The 19879-nt window shown below is 38.0% G+C and carries 18 protein-coding genes and 1 pseudogene; 9 read left to right on the forward strand and 10 right to left on the reverse strand.

Annotated elements, in window-relative coordinates; genetic code table 11:
* Together AAC037_RS02750 and AAC037_RS02755 are read left to right on the forward strand one after the other, a co-directional pair.
* Positions 1-315, forward strand: a pseudogene (locus AAC037_RS02750) (polyphosphate kinase 1); the annotation flags it as partial.
* Between the two features lie 49 nt (positions 316-364).
* A complete protein-coding gene (locus AAC037_RS02755; protein ID WP_339901462.1) occupies positions 365-1384 on the forward strand; it encodes an adenylate/guanylate cyclase domain-containing protein in 1020 nt (339 codons plus the stop codon).
* A gap of 54 nt (positions 1385-1438) precedes the next feature.
* Here AAC037_RS02755 and AAC037_RS02760 read toward each other — a convergent pair whose 3' ends face one another.
* Both AAC037_RS02760 and AAC037_RS02765 read right to left on the reverse strand, forming a co-directional pair.
* The gene (locus AAC037_RS02760) at positions 1439-5074 is read right to left on the reverse strand and encodes a BamA/TamA family outer membrane protein (protein WP_339901464.1); all 3636 of its coding nucleotides are present in this window, start codon (positions 5072-5074) and stop codon (positions 1439-1441) included.
* A gap of 12 nt (positions 5075-5086) precedes the next feature.
* Entirely contained in the window at positions 5087-5896 is an 810-nt protein-coding gene (locus AAC037_RS02765) for an SdiA-regulated domain-containing protein (protein ID WP_339901465.1), read from the reverse strand.
* Positions 5897-5997: 101 nt separating this feature from the next.
* Here AAC037_RS02765 and AAC037_RS02770 point away from each other — a divergent pair, with 101 nt between their 5' ends.
* The gene (locus AAC037_RS02770) at positions 5998-7185 is read left to right on the forward strand and encodes a Pycsar system effector family protein (RefSeq protein ID WP_339901466.1); all 1188 of its coding nucleotides are present in this window, start codon (positions 5998-6000) and stop codon (positions 7183-7185) included.
* 244 nt (positions 7186-7429) lie between these two features.
* A complete protein-coding gene (locus tag AAC037_RS02775; protein ID WP_339901468.1) occupies positions 7430-8080 on the forward strand; it encodes a hypothetical protein in 651 nt (216 codons plus the stop codon).
* A gap of 67 nt (positions 8081-8147) precedes the next feature.
* Here AAC037_RS02775 and AAC037_RS02780 read toward each other — a convergent pair whose 3' ends face one another.
* The 3 genes from AAC037_RS02780 to dusB all read right to left on the reverse strand — a co-directional run bounded on the left by AAC037_RS02780 (position 8148) and on the right by dusB (position 11078).
* Positions 8148-9059: a mechanosensitive ion channel domain-containing protein gene (locus AAC037_RS02780; RefSeq protein WP_339901470.1), complete on the reverse strand. Its 912-nt coding sequence runs from the start codon at positions 9057-9059 to the stop codon at positions 8148-8150.
* Positions 9060-9123: 64 nt separating this feature from the next.
* A complete protein-coding gene (locus AAC037_RS02785; RefSeq protein WP_339901489.1) occupies positions 9124-9993 on the reverse strand; it encodes a DMT family transporter in 870 nt (289 codons plus the stop codon).
* A gap of 95 nt (positions 9994-10088) precedes the next feature.
* Complete coding sequence (gene dusB / locus AAC037_RS02790; protein ID WP_339901472.1) at positions 10089-11078, reverse strand: tRNA dihydrouridine synthase DusB; 990 nt, start codon at positions 11076-11078, stop codon at positions 10089-10091.
* 148 nt (positions 11079-11226) lie between these two features.
* Here dusB and AAC037_RS02795 point away from each other — a divergent pair, with 148 nt between their 5' ends.
* From AAC037_RS02795 to AAC037_RS02810, 4 genes are all read left to right on the forward strand, one after another.
* Positions 11227-12165 carry a CPBP family intramembrane glutamic endopeptidase gene (locus tag AAC037_RS02795; RefSeq protein ID WP_339901474.1) on the forward strand — a complete coding sequence of 313 codons (939 nt, stop codon included), beginning with the start codon at positions 11227-11229 and terminating at the stop codon, positions 12163-12165.
* On the forward strand, positions 12158-12364 hold the full coding sequence (locus AAC037_RS02800) for a DUF2007 domain-containing protein (protein ID WP_339901476.1): 207 nt from the start codon (positions 12158-12160) through the stop codon (positions 12362-12364). Before AAC037_RS02795 ends, AAC037_RS02800 begins: the two co-directional genes overlap by 8 nt.
* Positions 12348-13187 carry a phosphatidate cytidylyltransferase gene (locus AAC037_RS02805; protein ID WP_339901477.1) on the forward strand — a complete coding sequence of 280 codons (840 nt, stop codon included), beginning with the start codon at positions 12348-12350 and terminating at the stop codon, positions 13185-13187. Before AAC037_RS02800 ends, AAC037_RS02805 begins: the two co-directional genes overlap by 17 nt.
* Positions 13188-13298: 111 nt before the next feature.
* Positions 13299-13961: a phosphatidylserine decarboxylase family protein gene (locus AAC037_RS02810; RefSeq protein WP_339901479.1), complete on the forward strand. Its 663-nt coding sequence runs from the start codon at positions 13299-13301 to the stop codon at positions 13959-13961.
* A 52-nt stretch (positions 13962-14013) separates the two neighbouring features.
* On the opposite strand, the gene AAC037_RS02815 is transcribed toward AAC037_RS02810, so the two are convergent.
* Genes AAC037_RS02815 through AAC037_RS02830 form a run of 4 tightly spaced genes read right to left on the reverse strand, consistent with a single transcriptional unit; the run spans position 14014 to position 16462 of the window.
* Positions 14014-14658, reverse strand: coding sequence for a response regulator transcription factor (locus tag AAC037_RS02815; protein WP_339901480.1), 645 nt, complete (start codon positions 14656-14658; stop codon positions 14014-14016).
* Positions 14648-15415, reverse strand: coding sequence for an ATP-binding protein (locus tag AAC037_RS02820; RefSeq protein WP_339901482.1), 768 nt, complete (start codon positions 15413-15415; stop codon positions 14648-14650). The genes AAC037_RS02815 and AAC037_RS02820 overlap by 11 nt, the downstream gene beginning before the upstream one ends.
* On the reverse strand, positions 15408-16079 hold the full coding sequence (locus AAC037_RS02825) for a hypothetical protein (protein WP_339901484.1): 672 nt from the start codon (positions 16077-16079) through the stop codon (positions 15408-15410). The genes AAC037_RS02820 and AAC037_RS02825 overlap by 8 nt, the downstream gene beginning before the upstream one ends.
* A 32-nt stretch (positions 16080-16111) precedes the next feature.
* Positions 16112-16462, reverse strand: a complete 351-nt coding sequence (locus AAC037_RS02830; protein ID WP_303615202.1) for a hypothetical protein — start codon at positions 16460-16462, stop codon at positions 16112-16114.
* A gap of 428 nt (positions 16463-16890) precedes the next feature.
* Between AAC037_RS02830 and AAC037_RS02835 the strand changes: the two genes are divergently transcribed.
* Positions 16891-17727, forward strand: a complete 837-nt coding sequence (locus AAC037_RS02835) for an ion transporter (RefSeq protein WP_339901486.1) — start codon at positions 16891-16893, stop codon at positions 17725-17727.
* A 94-nt stretch (positions 17728-17821) separates the two neighbouring features.
* Here AAC037_RS02835 and AAC037_RS02840 read toward each other — a convergent pair whose 3' ends face one another.
* The gene (locus AAC037_RS02840) at positions 17822-18808 is read right to left on the reverse strand and encodes a hypothetical protein (RefSeq protein ID WP_339901488.1); all 987 of its coding nucleotides are present in this window, start codon (positions 18806-18808) and stop codon (positions 17822-17824) included.
* Positions 18809-19879: the final 1071 nt, after the last annotated feature.

Consider the following 19879-nt stretch of genomic DNA (forward strand, 5'->3'; position numbering starts at 1 on the left):
ATCGTTGATCGATACCTAGAACACACCCGGATTTACCATTTTCAAAACAACGGGCAACCTTTGATTTATTTAGCATCAGCTGATTTGATGACCAGAAATCTATCCAAACGTATCGAGGTAGCCTTCCCAATTAATAATGAGAGGGCAAGATCCCTCCTCCTATCTCAATTAAATGGCCAACTTCAAGACAATGTAAAAGGAAGACAGGCCACCGGCAAAAAGGCAAATCATATGCTTCCTGGAAAGGAATCCATAAGTAGCCAAGAAAAGATGTTTCAACTAGTAAGTAATTATAATGTTCAGGATGCTATCTAGAGAAATCGTTAGGAACTTTAAAATCTATTTTATTTTAGGGTTCATATTTATGTCCTTGGCAACCTACAGTAGGGTTATTTTTACTGAATTGTATGAACTGGAATTATTGGGATCCCCCCATATTAACTTTGGTATAATTGTGAAATTTGCTTCCCTAATGATTTTCCTGGGATCCTTTGGGCTAGCCCTATTGTCCAGTTTGTTGGACATCCTATTTTTAAAAAAATTATTGGTCAATACCTCTCCTAAAATTGTCCTTATCATTGGGATCCCTACGCAGGCCCTAATGATCATATTAACCTTACTCTTTCTGGATTTCATTTTCATACACACGGTTCCTTTTTTTTACAATGGACCTTTAAGAGCCTTTGAACCTTCGGAGATTGTAATCATCGCCGTGCATTTAATTGTAGCCACAGGGATGTCCAGGGTAATGATAGAGATTGACCACAAACTGGGGCCGGGAAATTTATGGAAAATGCTCAGTGGAAGATTTTTTAAACCTCGAGAAGAAGAGCGAATTTTTATGTTCATTGACCTGAAAAGCTCTACCTCTTTTGCTGAAAGAATCGGCCATCTCGAATACAGTCGTTTTTTACAAAACTGTTACCAGGATTTCTCAATTGTGGATCGATACCGGGCAGATATTTATCAGTATGTGGGGGATGAAGTAGTGGTGAGTTGGAACCCAAAAAAAGGAACCGATAACGACAATTTTCTCAAGGCATTTTTTGCATTTACAGACCTACTGAAAAAAAAGACCGATTATTACCAAAAAGAATATGGCATTACTCCTTACTTTAAGGCCGGAGCAAATATTGGCCCTGTTATCATCACTGAGGTTGGGGACATCAAGCGGGAAATCACTTATCATGGTGACACCTTGAATACTGCCGCCAGAATTCAAGAAAAATGCAATGAACTCAATGCCCAACTGTTAATCTCTGAGCCCCTTTATAAGTTGATAAAAAACAAAGCGGCTTATAAAATTGATGATGTGGGTACCATCCATTTGAAAGGAAAAGGTAAAGACGTAAGGCTATATCGTGTAGCTCAATTAAACAGTTGATTCACTTACTGCTTGACACTCTGAAGAATGGGAATAGTCGGTTATGCCGATATCTTAAAACTGATAGCCTAAAGAGAAGAAAGGTAAGGTTTCCTCTTCCGTAAAACCTACAGAAAAAGTGGCCACAAGTTGATTCAGCGGAGCCATCCATATTCCACCTCCGCTTGCATTGTGCCATTTACCCGACGTTTCTTGCCGGCCCCAGACCCTACCAATATCATGGAAGGCCAAGACACCCACAGTAGCAGGAAAAACATAAGTCTTTAGGTTAAATAAGCGAGCCCTCACTTCCGTATTGTTATAAGCCACAGCATATCCATTGAACCTATACCTCCTAAAACCCCTTAAATTAATAGTGCCGCCTAAGGTTTGACCTTGAAAAAACTCGTAATTCCCCCAGTTTCTCCCTGCACCAAATTTGGTTGCCCACACCAATCTAGAAGGATATCGAAATGACCAATACATGGCCAATTCAGCATTTATCTTTGTAAAACTTCCTGAATAGTCATTTAAACCCCACATTTTTTGGCTTTGCGCCTCAAAAAACACACCTCTTGACGGCATTTTTTCATGATCTCTTGTATCAAAAAATACTTTGGCAAAAAGCCCGCTATAATACCGGGCCTTATCAAGATCTGCTTGATCCAAGCCACTCTCCGATGAGGTTATAAATTTATTGGCATTTTCATTTGGGTCGAATTTAAAAGCCTGAAATTGGGGTCCAAGGGTTAAATTACCACTTTCCCTAAGCTTGGTTTGCAAGCCAGTTTTAAGCTCATACCAATTAAACCTAGCCCTGTAATAAGCAATCTCGAAAGACTCCCTATTGTAGACAGATTCATTCCCCATTCCAAAATAATTGAAAGAGTATTGTGGGGCGCGAATATCAGCACTCCATATCAGATCCAAGTTTCTCAGCACATCCACAGCATGACCTTTGTACTCCACATTAAAGGCATTGGTTTTAAATGCAAATTTACTCATCACAGACTGACGGATGGCAAAAGGCTCTTTTTTGAACCCTTGTTTTTCCCACAATAGCCCTGCACCAATATAGATCCCGTCATCCCTATTGTATGCCACCGAGGCCAAAGGCATGAGTTTGTCAAATTTAAAGCTTTTTCTATCGTAATTTATTTCGGAAGGTACAGGTCTGACTTTCGCACTATTTCCTAGTGCAATAGACATCTTTTCATTGGGACTTTGATAAATAAGGGTATTCTTTCTTTTTGTTCTTCCATTATCCGCAATCACTTTTTCCCCATGACCCGGAATCACCCTGACTTTTATTTTGCCGGTACCTTCGCCATTAAATTCAAAAATATCATCTCCTTCCAACCCATACAAACGGATTTCATTGGTTTCTTTCGGTAGGAAAATCCGCCGGTAAAGCTCCTGTTCAAGGTTTCCTGATTTATCAATTTTTCTAAGGTAAACTTCCACACGACCATCAGGGAGGTAGTCCACCTTAAATAACTCATTTTTATCTGTCCCAATTACATCGACCTCTTTGGCTAGAAATTGGTAATATTCAAGCATTCCCGACTTCAACCAGGTTTTCCTTTGCAACAATTTACCTTGTATTTCTCCCCCATCAACGGCCACAACCGAATCCGGCCAGTCCTGAAAAGCTGATTTTACCCCTTCTACGGAAATCTTAGCCATTACATCGTCCAAAGACTCCTCCCAGTCTTCCCTGTCCAATTCATTCATAAAACTTCGGTCAAAGTACCTTCCATTAAACATAAAACCCGGAATGGTACGAGGGGCTTTATAATCAAACCCTTGAAACTTAGGCACCAACCATTTCCTGCTGCCAATTTTGGGGATTAGGCCTTCATTTACAAAAAACGCCTGGTCCCTATCTCTCGGCATCGGGCTAAACTTCCAGCCTTTCACCTTTTTTTCACCGATCCACCTCCATTGGTCATCATGTCGGTCCCAGTCACCTATCCATAAATCAAATATTCTGGCTTTTAGTACTTTGTGTTGCAACACCTCATGGTCATTGTCACCATGAATTTTACCAAGCATCTTGTCCGTACTAAAAAATTTAAAATCCTTTGCCACACCCTCCCAGGCTATTTCTCTTTCTTCAAACAAGTACAGCTTATCTGCATATTTTTCCCGGTAGATTCCCAAAATAGGGTCATCGGGTAGATGTACAATTTTAGGATTGGTATGGACCACCCCTACTTCTTCTGCAAGCCTTGCCACAGCGAGGGCTGCATATGGATGAGAAGAAGATATTTGATCCTCCACCACCTGTTTGGCTATTGTTTCTCGTAAGGCCGGCGAAAGGGCATTTTCAGGATATTTATTTACAGACCTTAACACATACTCTTTTTCATCTTCACTCTCTAATCTAAGTGAGCGCGTCTGCATGCCCCCACCTTGTTTGACAATGCGTAAGCCTCCTTTGGCAGTGGACAGGTCTATGGTCTCGAAGGTAGCAGGAATCGCCCAAGTGTTTCGGTAGTTTTTACCAAGAAATTTATAGTACCCTTTCCCATGGATGTATTGAGTAGAAATAGGTCTCGTCACCTCTTTTGGCAGGTTCCTTTCAAAATCCTCTAGAGCAGTCTCATCACTTGCAAATGGTGCTACCAGTTGCTTTTTATACAATGCCTCTTTTTTTGAGGGGTCAAAAAAAGTCAAATTCACTTCATGATTGGCATTAAAATCCAAAACAGCATATCCCTGAGATGGATAGATAAAATCTGCATCATGGTGCTTTTTTACAGTGGTATGTTTGGCACCTGCACCACTGATTATAAAACTTATGTTATCCTCCTGGGTATAGGCCAAGCCATGTTCGTGTCCGGCAACTTGTATCAAGTTGGGGTGTGTTTCAAAAATTGCTTCCAAGGCATCAACCATGGCCTCATATTTTGGGTGGACCAAATCTTGAATATTGCCAAACCATGTTCGGTATAAGGGATAAATCGAGCCTATGACAGGTAAAGGCAGGTATAAGTTGGGGGAAAGGGCTGTAAGGGGAAAGAGGTGGTCTTTCCAACTGTAAGCGCCATTGTGAGGTCCGTAAGATCGAAAAGGATGGTGCATGGCTACCAAGACTACCTTATCCTTATTTTCTTCAAGGACATAAGTTACGGCTTCTAAAATTTCATCTTCCGTTTTGTACTCACAATCGGATTCAATTCCCGGTTTATCCTTGAGATGAAGCCACCATTGGCTATCCAACAATAGCAGTATGGTTTCATTGTCTAGCTCCACCACCTCCGGCCCGGGGCATCCACCATTTGGCACCCAACTTACCTTATCCTCAGGATAATTTGCCGCTACATATTTCTCTGCCCTAAGGATGCTGTTCCACCCATCTTCTTTGCCTTTTTTCCAGTCATGATTCCCCGGTATCATCCATATCTTACCGGACAAGTATTGGTAGAGGTCCAACTGGGTTTTTAGCACATATTCCGCCATTGCCCTTTCATCATCATCTCGTTTGGGCATCCCTTGCGGGTAAATATTATCACCCAGGTAAACTATATGCGATGGAATATCAGGCTGAGCTTTTAGTTTATTGCGGATATCATCCACTACAGCATTTGTTCCATTTTTAACCTCTCCTGCATCCCCTATTAAATAAAGCCTGAATTTTGAAGGGGCTTCCTGAGCCTCAGCAGTAGAGAAAGACAAAAATATCAACAAAAGGAAAAGCTTATTCATAGGAGGAAAAGTTTATGGCTTGTATTTATAAATTAACAAATTAGGCTTTCCGCCCCTGGCTTCATTTGAGACATACATATTTCCCTTAGGATCAAAAGTAATGCCTTCCGGCTGTTTAAAAATCTTGGGGTTTAACTCATAAATTTCCTTCGCATTAAATGCAGTATCCGTAATTAAAAGCCACTTTCCTGTGGAAGACAAAATATAATATTTGTTTTCAATCGGGTGTAATGCCACGGCTGCAGGCTCCATTTTCAGACTTGTTTTCCCCTTAAGCTTTAAAATGGTTTTAATTTCTGAGGCTTTTAAGGTTTTAAGGGCTACTTCTTCATAAGCTTTGGTCCCTAGGTCAAAACGATATACGGAAGTTTCTCTGGCCTTTTTATCCCATTCACAGGTTTTACAAAAGGTATAAATATACGCTCCTTCCTCAGAAACAACCAAGGCCTCCAAGTCGCGTTTCTTTTTAATTGGAAAAGTATATTTTTTACTTGCAGATTCTTTAGTAAATGGAGAAGTAACCTCATAAAGTGTCCCATTGCTTTGCAAGACCCAAGCCCTGTCATTGACCCAGGCGATGTCTTCAATGTCGGCATTTTTGGCAAACTTTTGACGGTCTAAGATCTCACCGGTTTCCGGTGATAGGCTATAAATAATTGAAGATTCATCTTCAACGGCCAACAGCAGGTTATCACCTACCCATTCTAACCCCGACACTTCTTCCATTCTGTCTGGCAATACTATTTCCGTATAATCGTTTAAGTCATAAGCTGACGGAAACGTATCACCTTTCACTCTTTCTGCAATGGAAGTACACTGCATATTTGTCAGAATGATAAAGGTTAAAATCTGTGAAAAATTTACCATTATTCAATTGTAATTAATTACCTTGAAGTTAGTACTATCAAAATTAGTAAATCACCTTGGATAAGCAACTAGAAAAATTCGAATCCTGGATCAGGAAAATGTTTGAAAACAGGCAAAAGTCAGAGGTCTGTTACCACAACATGGATCATTCATTGCAAATTGTCGAGAAAGTTGCCGAAATAGGGGCCTACTATAATTTAAGTGAAGGGGACAGAGAAGATTTATATGTAGCAGGATGGATGCACGATATCGGTTATTGGGAGGTCAAAGGAGAGGGGCATGAAGTAAAGGGTTCTGAAATGGCTCAGGATTACCTGATAGAGTTGGGGCTGAAACAAGAGAGGATTGACCGAATCAAAGCTTTAATTCTAGCGACAAAAATGCCTCAATCCCCCAAAAATCTTTTGGAAAAGATCATCTGTGATGCCGATTTGTATCACCTAAGTTCAGAGCATTATTTTGATCAAACCATCCTTTTAAAAAAAGAGAAAGCAAATCTTGGATTTGGAAAAACTTCTTTACTTGACTGGCTAAAAGAAAGCAAGATTTTCATGCTGGCTCACCACTATCATACAGAATACGCCAAGATCAATTTTCAGCCCGGAAAGGAGGCCAATTTAAAATCTATCGAACTGAAGATTAAGGAAGCGGAAGCCCAATCAAAAGCCAAACTAGAAGGTAAAAAAAAAGATAAAAACAAAAAGAAATCAGAACGGGGTGTTGAAACTATGTTTCGGATAACCTCAAAAAATCATTTGGCACTTTCTGCCCTTGCAGACAATAAAGCCAATATTATGATTTCTGTTAATTCTATTATCATATCTATCGTTGTGGCAGTTTACCTGCGGGTTATTGAAGAATATCCCTATTATTTGGTTCCAATTTTAATGTTAATTATAACTTGCCTTATTGCCATGGTATTTGCCATTTTGGCCACCCGCCCCAATGTTACCCAAGGGATTGTAGCCAAGGCAGATATCAGCAAAAAACAAGGCAACCTGCTTTACTTCGGTAATTTTCATGAAATGTCATTACCTGAATACAAAGAAGGCATGCATTCATTGATGAATGATGGAGTATACTTATATGACAGCATGATTACCGACATTTATCATTTAGGAATTGTCCTTTCAAAAAAATACCTATTGCTCAGAAAGTCCTACAATTTCTTTATGTTTGGCTTCGTTCTTTCGGTAGTTTCTTTCTTGATAGCCACTTATATCTTCGAACCAATTCCTCGATAATGTAAATTACAAGTTCTCTGTATTGACTTCTAAGGTTTATATTGAAAAGTGTCCTTTCTTAGTAAACCCATTTTTTAAGTAAAAAGAACGCTATTAAATCTCGATTGGGTTGCCTTCAATCATTATTATTTACCTTCTAAATTAAATAATTTTCGATTTTATTCGTACTCCTTAACTTGTGGATAATTTTTAGTTGAGAAATTATTTTTTTCCCATTTTTTTCTGGATTTTTAACATTTAATTGATGAATAGACTTTTTTTCAATTCAGATCTATCAAAAAGAAAGATTAATTTCTTCTTCCAAACTATACTGGTCCTTGTTCTATATTATAATGAGATCAGTGAGCTGATTCCTTTAAAGTTAATCTTATGGCAGATCGTCCACTTTTCTTTGATTGCTATAATTGATTTTTATTTGGATGATTACCCTTATAAAAAAGAAAAAATACTATGGGCCTTGTTTTCCATTTCAATCGTTTTTTTAACAATAAGCCTTTTCTATGGTGTTTTTAATGCACCTTATATCAGAATTCATTTAGCAATTTTAATTTTAGGGAATATATTCGGAGGTAAAGTGGATAAGCCTTTTTGGAAATTGCTTACAATGCTCAATCTTCTTATTTTATTTTCAATAGAATTTTCTAGAAATGAATTGTATTCAATTTTTGGAATGGCATTATTGTATGCTTCTGGAGCAATCTTTTTACTTGCCATCACGGAACGGATTTCTGAAAGAAACCGAAGTTTCTGGATGGTTCATGCGTTAGCATTATTTTTATACATTAACTTTAAAGGCCCTTTTTATGAAGAAGCCTTTATTTTTTTGGTTGGCGGAATAGCTTACGAATTGGCTAAAATATTAATCGCTCAAATGCCAAAATTAAAACCACTATAGGCACTTGATAACCCATCTATAAGATCATTCACGAATAAATTCTACACGCTTACGGTTTGATATAAGCCTAACGGTTGGGATTGGTTTCGGGATGAACCTTATCTTGGTGAAGCAATACTGTTGAGGTAGGATAAGCCAGGCGAATATTGTTCTCAGGCCCTAAACGCTCTAGTATACTTTCTGTAATGGCATGTTCAAACATCCTACGTTTCTTTGGGTCGCAAAGGTATCGCATGGAAAGCTGCACACCACGCTCAGTGATTTTGGTAAAAATCATCGGAGTAAATTGTTTGTATACAATCAAATGATCCTGTTTGGCTTTTCGAAAGACCTTCTCTGCCTTTTTTAAGTCCTCCTGCAAGTGGCTATTTAGTATTTCCAGTAGTATTTCTTTGGTTTTCTTGAAGTCGCTCCTAAGGGTAATGTAGATATTCTGTTCGTTCCAGATATAATTAAACCCGGTGGAATAATTGGCTTGGGCATCCATAAAAACTTTTCCATTGGGTACGTGAATGACCCTGCCTGTACTTTGGTCAGCATCCACCCAGTTGCCGATTTCCAGCAAAGAAAATTGAAACAACCGAAGGTCAATCACATCCCCTTGCACCTCTCCAATCTGAATCCTATCTCCCACATCAAAAGGTTTGCGAAGGTAAATAAAGGCCCAACCGGCAATGTTGACAAAGATATCTTTCAAGGCGATGGCTATACCTGCAGACAACAGGCCTAGAAATGTGGTCACAGAATGAAAATTGCCTATCCAAAGGTTTCCTATAATCAGTATACCAATAATAAAGGAGGTGTACTCTATAAACTTTCGATAATGATATTGCCTCCTCAATTCCATGGCATCTCCCCTGTAAATCAATTTCAGGGAGATTTTATTGATCAGCCACATTACGAATCCTATCAGTATTGTCTGTAGAATCCGGTTCCTTAATTCCGGCTCAATATCAATATTTAAGAAATTATCGAACATGGTCTTTCAATATGGAAACAACAATAAATATTACTTTAAAAATAAATATACGCTTTCCTTTTGGTTAGGCTACGGCTTTTGCTTTTCGATTTCCAATCCATACGCCCACCACTACAGCAAATATGCCCAAATAATGCAGGGGAAACAAAGATTCTCCGTCCAAAACTCCCCAAAAGATGGCCACCAATGGAATGATATAGGTTACAGAACTGGCAAAAACAGGTGTGACCAATTTCACGATTGAATTAAAGAGAACCAGGGCTGCTGCTGTGCCAACAGCACCGAGAAAAGCGATATATCCGGCTGCCTGCCATGCGCCTTCAGCATGCAACAGCTTAAAAGAAAATTGGGTAAACCCAAACAAATAAATGGCTGAGATGGGCAATACCATCATCAAAGAAATAGCGGTAATTAGGGTTGGTTTTATTTCCTTGATTTTATACTTAATTATATTGACATTGAAGCCATAACATATCGCAGCCAACACTACCAACAAACCATAAAGATTAAATTCCCTGAAAATATCCGGACTTCCTGAATTCCCTGCCAAAACCAATATACAAACACCCAAAAGAGCAATTATCAAACCTATCGCATTTTGTCTGGAGATCTTTGTTTTGAACAATAATGCTCCAATTATACCAACCATTAAAGGAGTAAGTGCATTGATAACTCCTGCCAAAGAACTGGAAAGCCGCGTTTGTGCAGTGGCAAATAAAAAGGCTGGAACAAAACTCCCCAAGAATCCGATGCAAAGCAAATAGCCCAGTTGCTTTCGGTTAAGCAATTTTAATTTGGAAACACCTAACGGTAACAAAACCAAGGCAGCCGAAAGAATTCTAAATGCCCCTACCTCCCCCGGTGAGTACACCACCAATGATTTTTTGATAAGGATAAAAGAACTCCCCCAAATCAAGGCCAGCAACACTAACATGGCCCAGTGCTTGGCTTTTTGGTCTTGGATCTTTTTTGCTACCGGCACTTCATTCTATTTTTGAACCCTAATTACGGCCATTTAGCCAAGCTTCTTTAAAAAACCTCATCGGCAAAAACCGTAGATATTTCTTCTAAAATATCATTCACTTTCGCGTATTCATCAGTAGTCACCAGAGAGGTACGGTAAGGTTTGAAATGCGGAATACCTCTAAAATAGTTGGTATAATGCCTTCTCATTTCCAGCACCCCAAGTTTCTCTCCTTTCCATTCAACAGAAAAATCCAAGTGCTTTTTAGCTACTTTCACCCTTTCCTCCATATCAGGCACAGCCAAAAGCTTTCCCGTTTGCAAGTAGTGCTTGATCTCATTAAATATCCAAGGATATCCTATGGCCGCTCGGCCAATCATCAAGCCATCTACACCATATTTTTCTTTATAGGTCTTGGCTTTTTGCGGGCTGTCTATGTCTCCATTACCAAAAACAGGGATTTTTATCCTGCTGTTCTTCATAATTTCAGCCAAGTAAGACCAATCCGCCTCACCTTTATACATTTGTTTTCTGGTGCGGGCATGAATACTGATGGCCTGTATACCTACATCCTGCAACCTTTCAGTAACTTCATTGATCCTTATGGTATTCTCATCCCAACCCAACCTGGTCTTGACAGTTACAGGAATTTTTACGGCTTTTACTATTTCGGCCGTCATGGCCACCATTTTGTCTATATCCAATAAAATGCCGGCACCGGCACCTTTGCAAGCCACTTTATTGACCGGGCAACCATAATTGATGTCCAAAATATCAGGCCCTGCCTCCTCTGCTATGGCTGCAGCTTCTCGCATAGAGGATATTTCATTTCCAAAAATTTGTATCCCTATAGGCCTTTCATAATCGTATACATCTAATTTTTGAACAGATTTGGCCGCATCACGAATCAAGCCTTCAGAGCTGATGAATTCGGTATACATTAAATCTGCACCATTGGTTTTACATACCGCTCTAAAAGGCGGATCACTAACATCCTCCATAGGAGCCAACAGCAATGGAAAGTCCCCTAAATTTAAATCTCCTATTTTAATCACAAGCTGAAATTTTTTGCAAAAATGAGTGTTTTTAGTTGAATATCAATAACATTGCCACGATTGTCTTTCATTTTATCCAAATTAATTTATTTCCAAAAAACAAAAGTATCTTGTGGTGCACACTAATTACTGTAAATTTACTCCTAATATGGAAATATATGAAAATCAACCAGGACAATCTAACAGGCAACCATGGTTGCTCTCGTTTACTGTTTTGGTGCTAATCGTATTTGGAGCCCTTGCTATACTTCAAACAGCAGCTTTGGGCTTGTTGCCTTTTCTATTTGGGATTTCTTTTGAGCAAGTTCCTTATTTACTCGGTGCCTCCCTTGACCATCCAAATGCCAGGATGGCCTTTCTTTTTATCCAAGGTTTAGGTGGGGGGCTCGGTTTCTTTGTGGGGGGTTGGATATTTATCCGCTTTGTAGACAGGAAAACCTTGCGCTTCGATAAGCAATTGAAGCCGGAAAAAATAGAACAGCTTTGGATTGTGATTCCCATGCTAATAGGCTTTATCCTTTTCAATTCATTGTTGGTTTACCTCAATATGAATGTTGAATTCCCGGAGGCCCTTAGCGGCCTAGAGGCTTCTTTCAGAGCCAAGGAAGATCAATTGATGGAGTTGACAAAATACCTTACGGACTTTGAAAATACTGGTGAATTCCTTTTGGGGGTATTGGTTATCGGTGTGTTGGCAGGTATAGGAGAGGAGTATTTATTCAGGGGAATTGTACAACCCAAAATGCATCAATATACAGGAAATGCCCATTGGGGTGTATGGATCACCGCTTTTATTTTCTCAGCCATTCACTTTCAATTTTACGGTTTTCTACCCAGACTAATGCTGGGAGCTTTATTTGGTTACCTGTACCTGTATTCCGGGTCTTTACTGTATCCCATCATTGCACATATCCTTAACAATACTTTAACCGTTACTATGGTTTACTTCAACAAACTCGGACTAATGGAGTTTGACCTAGAAGATACCGATACGTTGTATTGGGAGTATGTAATTATAGGCATAGTAATCTTTCTCTTATGTTGGAATTGGTTTATTAAATCAAATAAAAAACAGATTTATGAGTAAATGGCAGAGGGTTTTTGAGTCGAGTACCCCAATAAGGGCGGAAATAGTAAAAGGAGTGCTAGAAGAAAAAGGTATCACCGCGGTCATTGTTAATAAAAAAGACCCGGTTTATAAAATCCACGGAAACATCGAAGTGATGGTGCTGGCGGAAGAAGCCCAAAGGGCATTAAATATCGTAGAAAATGAAATCTCGTTTTAGTATAAGTAATTACAGTAATCTGGGCCAAAGGATAATCACAGCCATTTTGGGCACAATTATCATTATTGGCAGTACTGTATATAGTGAGTGGTCTTACTTTTTTGTTTTTGCTATCATTCTAGCATTTACCCAGATGGAGTTTTATAAACTCTGTGGACTTGACGGCATGTTGCCGCTAAAAAGCTTTGGCACATTTATTGGGCTTTTGGTATTCTCATTTACCTTTTTAGAGGAAATGAAAATCATTCCAATGGCTTATTATTTTCTGGTTTTTCCTTTAGTGTCCATGATATTTTTTATCAAACTCTATAAAAAAACAGATAAAAAGCCATTTACAGGAATAGCCTATACCATATTAGGGATAATTTACGTGGCACTTCCTTTTTCATTACTCACGGTAGCTGCATTTTCTGTGGACAATACTTTCCATTTTGAAATCATAATTGGCTCGTTATTGATGTTATGGGCTAGTGATTCTGGGGCATATTTTGCAGGAACCAAATTTGGTAAAACGAAGTTATTTGAACGTGTGTCTCCAAAAAAATCCTGGGAAGGAAGTCTTGGCGGAGCATTTGCAGCTATTATTGTCACGTATTTTATATCAAAAAACTTCACAGTATTGCCGGAATGGCAATGGTTTTGTATCATGACCATTATTATTATCGCCGGCACTTATGGAGATTTAATTGAATCGCTTTTCAAAAGGAGCATTGCAATTAAAGATTCAGGAAAAGGATTACCGGGTCATGGAGGTTTTATGGATCGTTTTGACGGACTATTGCTTTCCACACCTTTTATTATTGCCTTTTTGAAAATATTTTAATAATTGCTCTAAAAAGTCCTAATATTGTAATCTCAAAAATATATTGAGGACACTTAATCTTGGCTACTTTTTAGAAAGCTGGAATTGAAAAAAATTAAATGCTAAATTGTTATGACCATTCATAAAGAGGGTAGATCATTATTATTTTGGATGTTAATTATTTTGGCCGTGATTAACTTTGCCATCAGTTATTTAGCACCGGTAGAGAAATTGGTGATTAACCTGGTGCTTATAGGGAGCATTTTGCTCTACCTGGCCATATTACAATTTTTCAGAAACCCTGCCATTCCTGTTCCAAATGATCATGAACTGATTTATGCGCCAGCAGATGGTAAGGTAGTGGTCATAGAAAATACCGTAGAAGAGGAGTATCTCAAAGAAGAAAGGATACAGATATCCATTTTTATGTCTCCAATAAATGTCCATGTCAACAGGTCTCCAGTTAGTGGCATTTTAAAATACTTTAAATACCATCCGGGAAAATATTTGGTAGCCTGGCACCCCAAGTCCAGTCTGGAAAACGATCGTACCTCTTTGGTAATTGAACACCCTAGTGGGGTACAATTGATGATGCGTCAGATCGCAGGAGCAATGGCAAGGCGAATTAAATGGTATGTAAAAGAAGGGGATCCTGTAACACAAGGCGCAGAGTTTGGATTTATTAAGTTTGGCTCCAGGGTAGATGTCTTTGTCCCCTTAGATGCTGAAATACTGGTAGACATCAACCAAAAAACGAAAGGTGGGATCACTCCAATCGCTAAGTTCAAATCATAAAAAAAGGGATGCACAAAGCATCCCTACCAGTTTTTTCAAACAAAGCATTATTCTACAAACCCATTTCCAAAGCTTTTTTTACAAGCTCAGTAACAGAAGACACCTTTAATTTTTGGTGCAAATGCTTGCGGTGGGTTTCCACGGTATGAATACTTAGGTACAATTCTTCGGCAATTTCCTTATTGGTCCTCCCTTTTACTATCCACCTTAGAATTTCCAACTCTCTTTTAGAGAGTTTAAAGGTAGCCTTAAAATGGTCATATTGCTCAAATTCATCCCCTTCTTCGGCCTGGTTCAACACATGTTCAAAATTGGCCAAGTATCTGTCCTCCATCACTTCTCTGATGGTATAAATCAATTCTTCAGGATCGGCATTTTTTAGTACATAGGCATTTACCCCTTGTTTGATGCACTTCTTAAAAATCTCTTCATCATCATACATAGAAAGTACAATGGTTTTCACTTTCCATCTTTTCTTTTTAATGTATTGAAGAATATCTAATCCATTAACACCGGGCATGTTCATGTCCGTGATGATCAGATCCACCTTTTTCTCTTGAATGGCAGCGATTGCCTCTTTGCCATTATGAACCACTTTCTCTACTACAAAATCCGGTTCATTTGAAAGTAATCTTTCTATCCCGGCAGCAAATAACTTGTGGTCATCTGCTAATAAAATTCTGGTATTATTTGTCATTTTCCAATTCTATCTCTATTCGGGTACCTTTCCCTATTTCTGAATCTATCTGCACTTTACCATTAATAGCCTGTACTCTGGAATGTATATTCCTAAGTCCTAGACCTTGAGAAACACGTTCCATATCAAACCCTTCACCGTCATCTTCTACGGACAATATCATTTTTTCTCCCGGATTTTTAATTTTAATAGCAATCAATGTTGGGGAGGCATGCTTGATCGCATTGTTTAAACACTCCTGTACCAATCTTATTAGCACTAGTTTTTTATCTCCTTCAATAAAATCAATTGGCGCTCCTTCCTTTTCAAAGAGAACCTCACAAAACCCTGTTTTTTGAATCTTACATAATTCTTCTTCCAGAAATTCTTCAAATTTCACATCGTTGATGTAATCTTTATTAATGGAACGGGACAAACTCCGAACTTCCTTAATGATCTTATTGATAAGTTTTTTCCCTTCAAATACCGATGCCGGGTCAGGATTATTCAATACTATTTTTGTCAAGGATAAGAGCTGTCCAATATTGTCGTGCAGCTCCTGACTGACATAATGCAAGGTATTTTCTCTGATTTCTTTTTCTGCATTCAAAATGGTGTTTTTAAAATCAGCCTTTATAATCTGTAATTTATGTCTGTTTTTGATTTGTCTTTGGCGATGAACGATAACAATGGCAATGATAAATGCCGCCATAATTACCATAAGAATCACTCCTGTGAGTATAGCGAAAAAGGTTTGTTGAGAATTGTCTTCAATCACTTTTCGTAGAAAAAATCAAGGGTGAATAATAAGAAAACCCAAAAATAAGATATAAAGTCGCTGCAAAAAACCGGTTTACAGATGCCAATATTGTTAGGTAATATTGATCCAACCCCCAAGTTACATTCAAGGATCCAAAGTATATAAAACTTCCGGAGTAGAAAAATAAGATGGCGGCAATGTTCCAAAAATGAGGCACACTTAGCAAAGAAGCATTTCCCGCCTTATCTGCCATAAATAATGAATACATCAAATAACAACTAAAAAGGACCACGCCCAAACTCCCTAGCAAATGAGTGTACTGTTGAAACATTTGAGTCGGAGGCTGAATAAAAAGGGTATTTATTACGGCCCAAGCCACAAAGAAAGCAACAAAATAAATGACATTCCTTTTAATCCTTTTGGCTTCTATTAGGGTTCCCAAGTAAATTAAGATCAATATGGTCTCACCAAAAACAAAGAAAATATTGTAAACCAAAACATTTTTCTCTCCATGTTCCACCAAAAAAAATGCGTAGAGCTCAAAACTCAACACATAAGAGATGAGAAAAAAGATGAAATCATGGGACTTTTCATGCAATTGATATTTCCTCTTGAAAAAGAAAAAAAACAATGACAGCAAAAGGCCAACGATTATACAAGAAAGGTAAGCATAAAAGGTCATGGCTAAGCAATCATTGTTTTTAAAGTGTTGTATTAATTACAGTTTGGAGGACATATTTTACCCCCATTCATGATCCAGGATTCATCTGTGGTACTGGAGTTATCATTAGAAGCTTCCAAAATAAGGGTCAATTTACCGATATAATCATCGCTATTTTCCTTTTCCCCCCTCACTTTTACCGTTTCTTTGTCATACATTCCTAGGTAGATTTTTATACCACCCTCCTTTTTATCTGTTTTGGCCAATAACTCTTCAAGTGTTTTACGGTCAAAAAAGATAGACCTGGTTTGGTCTTTCGCATTGTCCCCATTTATTGCTTTTTCTGCCCCCGCAATAAACTTCTCATAATTTTCTCTAAGCTGTTTAAATAATTTTAGGTCCATACTGCTATCTGTTTAGTAAAAATTTCTTTACCAAAAATAACCATTCTTATTTTTAAAAAAGCTTTATAGATCAAAAATTTACCTGTTTTGGCCAATACATGATTTTAATCAGGTTTTCAAATTAAATTTTTGTTTCCGGGCTAAGGTATCGGCATCTGCTATCTTTAGATATCAACCCAATGTCTCAGCAAATTTCTTCATCTGTTTATTTTACAAACCCCTCTCGAAGGCTTAGAAGCCATATCTTTGAATCACTTTCACCGAATCCGGGATAGGAAAATTTTTATCTTGTTTACTTAATTAGGTTATTTGTAAATTAGGCACTTAAACTCGACGAAATGCATGAGCTTATTTTTGCCTATTTCGGGTTGTAATTAAAACAACCCATTTTCGTATTGGTCCTTGGACCGGGAACAAGTTTACCAGATATGATTTCCTTACCCTCAAAACAACGACTGGCACATATTGTATACGAATCCGATGACCGTGCCTCTAAAGCCTTTGATCTGGTTTTATTGGTTATGATTCTATTAAGTGTGGTAATTGTAATTTTAGACTCCGTTCAGCAAATTCATGACAACTTTGGTCCACTCTTGTATTGGCTGGAATGGTTTTTTACCCTCATCTTTTCCATCGAATATTTATTACGTATCTGGTTAAGCAACAAAAAGACAGGCTATTTATTTAGTTTTTATGGTATAGTAGATTTGCTAGCTATTTTACCAACTTATTTAAGCTTATTTCTATATCAAACCCAATACCTTACTGTTATTAGGGCCCTTAGGTTTTTGAGAATATTGAGAATTCTTAAACTTCCTGAATACCTTAGAGAAGCTTCACGGTTAACGGATGCCTTAAAACACAGCAGGGCTAAAATCCAAATTTTCGTGGGATCGGTTCTGACCATCGTCTTGGTAATGGGTTCTGTCATGTATATCATTGAAGGACCTGAAAGTGGCTTTACCTCCATACCCAGGTCCATGTATTGGGCAATCGTCACCTTAACTACAGTTGGGTATGGAGACATTGCTCCGGCAACAGATTTCGGTCAATTCATGGCTTCATTGATTATGCTAATCGGTTATGCCATCATTGCAGTACCCACAGGTATTGTCACCTCTGAACTGGTTTCCGCAAGAAATGCTGATGAGATAAAAAATTTCCCGGATTTAAAAACCTGCAATGCCTGTCAACTAAACAATCATAGTTTGGATGCAATCTTTTGCAGGCGATGTGGCACCCGTCTATCACCTAAAACCAAGTAATCAATTTTATGACCATGCTTCCTCAAAAAATCGGGAGATAAATTTTAAGCTGGATACTATTAATAAATGGGAGTTAATATTTTTAAAAAGCCATTTATTGATCATAACCATAGTTGTCATAAGCAGCTACTATTCTCCTGTTAGGCGTTCTACAAGTATTGGGAAAGTCGAAGAAAAACATACATTCCGGTAAACCATTGGTAAAAGTAAGCGTAACAGCACCATTTCTTTTTCCTGAAAAACCGGCAAAAATATAGTTGGCTTTAATCTTTGCTGGTCTACCACTTTCATCTCTGGACACTACTGAAACATTGCTCACACTCCCTTTTTGATACCTATTCATTACCCAACCTTTGGAATGATCACTGATTAAATCATCTATTAATTGAAGGTAATTTTGATCCTTAAATGTCCCAGAGCCACCTGTGGAAATAGTTGCAGGTTGTACCTCATTTGCCGCCCTTAGTTTTACAGGTTGTTTGTTCAGGGCAAAAAGTTTCAAGTTCTCCTCAAAGCGAATCAATCCGGGACTATTGCATTCATTCAATACCATAAGCTCATTCATGTCACTTATAACCTTCTGCACGTCTACCACCATGTCCATCATTCCTTCTATCCCATTATTCTGGCTGATTACAGCAAAAACATTCCTGAAAACATCTGCAGACTGAATTTTTTCCAAAGCCAATTTCCCATCATACATGTCCGGCTTGGCATATAAGCCTGTACCTACTGTCACCCATTCCACACAATATCTGCTAAGCTCAACGCCATACCTATCCCGAGTTACTTGTTCTGTAACACATTCCTCACGGGTCATTTCAACTTTATTTGCTGGTAAAACATCCCCACATTTTCTAGCATAGCTATTGAGGTATGCACTATACAAAGAAGAAAAAAACCGTGAGTCTCTATCAAAAGGGATATTAATAAAATCCCCTTCAAAAAATTTTATCAGTAGGTCTTCATTGGCTAGCCCATTAACATTAAAAGGCAAAGAATCTACTTTAAATTTAGTATCATCTGCTTCTTTTACCAATTTAAAACTTCCGGAGGGATTTTTAAAGAGTAGCCTATTCACGTTTTGGCTTCCTACTTCAAATTGGAATAACAAACTATATAGTAGTATAGAAAATAAAGGAGAAAAGCTAAAAAAACACTTTTTCAAAGGGTCGTTTCGAAAATAGCTCATTTCATTTCAAGATTAAATGGCACCATAAGCTTTATCTAAAAATACTTACATTTTCAATAACAAAAAAATTCATGAGTCCATTTTTCCCACACCCTAACTTCCAATCGGCAATTATATTCGAAGAATTCCATCTTTAATCGAATAATCAGAGTTGGAAAAAACAATATCCACGCAGCAAGCCTGAACGTTTGACACATAAAAAAATAGCAACAAAAAAAAGCCATGAAATAAAATCTCATAGCTTTAGTCAATTAACAATAAACCCAAAATAACCTGCTGTAGGAGAAGGAGTCGAACCTCCACGGAGCAGTTAGGAAAAATACGAGCTCGATATCTTCTTTATCCTGTGATCTCCACCCCCGAGACAGGAGGGCATGTCTGCCAGTTTCATCATCCTACAGTATATATCAGTAATAAAGCTTCCCTTCACTACCCAAAGACCTTTTGTCTTTGTTTGATATGTCAAAGTTAATAAAAATTCCATTAAATTAAAATTACCACAACATAAATTAGATTTATTTACATTATTTTTAATATATAAGTATTAAAATTAACTATTTAATTTTCCAGCCACTTCTACAATCCCTTGGATTGAAATATTTGCAAAGGACTATAAGCAAAGCAGGAATCCTTACCATAACCAACAAACCCTTACCGGAAGCAAAGCGTTAATTCCGGAAACATTTTTAAATTAAGACATCAAAAAACCAATACAAAAAAAACACCGAATTTCAAGCCTCCCAAACTCCGTAGGAGTGTCGTTTTTGTAACCGAGGGTGCCAAACCTAGGAAAATAGGAATATATACATCTTGATTTTGGCGGTATTATTGTTCCTTTTACAACAATCCTGTCAAGCCCAACCGAAAACAAACTTCGAAAACAATACTATTATTCACAAATAAATCCTAAACCCTGAAAGGGTGACAATATAATAGCCGAGGGTGTCAGCCCTCGGGATA

Origin of the sequence: uncultured Cyclobacterium sp. (genome assembly GCF_963976465.1) — a bacterium.
Classification (GTDB): Bacteria; Bacteroidota; Bacteroidia; order Cytophagales; family Cyclobacteriaceae; genus Cyclobacterium.

Bases quoted from the DNA above. Each gene is read 5' to 3' on its own strand.
- AAC037_RS02795 (WP_339901474.1), top strand. From the start codon at position 11,227: ATGGAAATATATGAAAATCAACCAGGACAATCTAACAGGCAACCATGG.
- AAC037_RS02810 (WP_339901479.1), top strand. From the start codon at position 13,299: ATGACCATTCATAAAGAGGGTAGATCATTATTATTTTGGATGTTAATT.
- AAC037_RS02765 (WP_339901465.1), bottom strand. From the start codon at position 5,896: ATGCAGTGTACTTCCATTGCAGAAAGAGTGAAAGGTGATACGTTTCCG.
- AAC037_RS02775 (WP_339901468.1), top strand. From the start codon at position 7,430: ATGAATAGACTTTTTTTCAATTCAGATCTATCAAAAAGAAAGATTAAT.
- AAC037_RS02800 (WP_339901476.1), top strand. From the start codon at position 12,158: ATGAGTAAATGGCAGAGGGTTTTTGAGTCGAGTACCCCAATAAGGGCG.
- AAC037_RS02825 (WP_339901484.1), bottom strand. From the start codon at position 16,079: ATGACCTTTTATGCTTACCTTTCTTGTATAATCGTTGGCCTTTTGCTG.
- AAC037_RS02835 (WP_339901486.1), top strand. From the start codon at position 16,891: ATGATTTCCTTACCCTCAAAACAACGACTGGCACATATTGTATACGAA.
- AAC037_RS02785 (WP_339901489.1), bottom strand. From the start codon at position 9,993: ATGTTAGTGTTGCTGGCCTTGATTTGGGGGAGTTCTTTTATCCTTATC.
- AAC037_RS02755 (WP_339901462.1), top strand. From the start codon at position 365: ATGTCCTTGGCAACCTACAGTAGGGTTATTTTTACTGAATTGTATGAA.
- AAC037_RS02760 (WP_339901464.1), bottom strand. From the start codon at position 5,074: ATGAATAAGCTTTTCCTTTTGTTGATATTTTTGTCTTTCTCTACTGCT.
- AAC037_RS02780 (WP_339901470.1), bottom strand. From the start codon at position 9,059: ATGTTCGATAATTTCTTAAATATTGATATTGAGCCGGAATTAAGGAAC.
- AAC037_RS02805 (WP_339901477.1), top strand. From the start codon at position 12,348: ATGAAATCTCGTTTTAGTATAAGTAATTACAGTAATCTGGGCCAAAGG.
- AAC037_RS02830 (WP_303615202.1), bottom strand. From the start codon at position 16,462: ATGGACCTAAAATTATTTAAACAGCTTAGAGAAAATTATGAGAAGTTT.
- AAC037_RS02815 (WP_339901480.1), bottom strand. From the start codon at position 14,658: ATGACAAATAATACCAGAATTTTATTAGCAGATGACCACAAGTTATTT.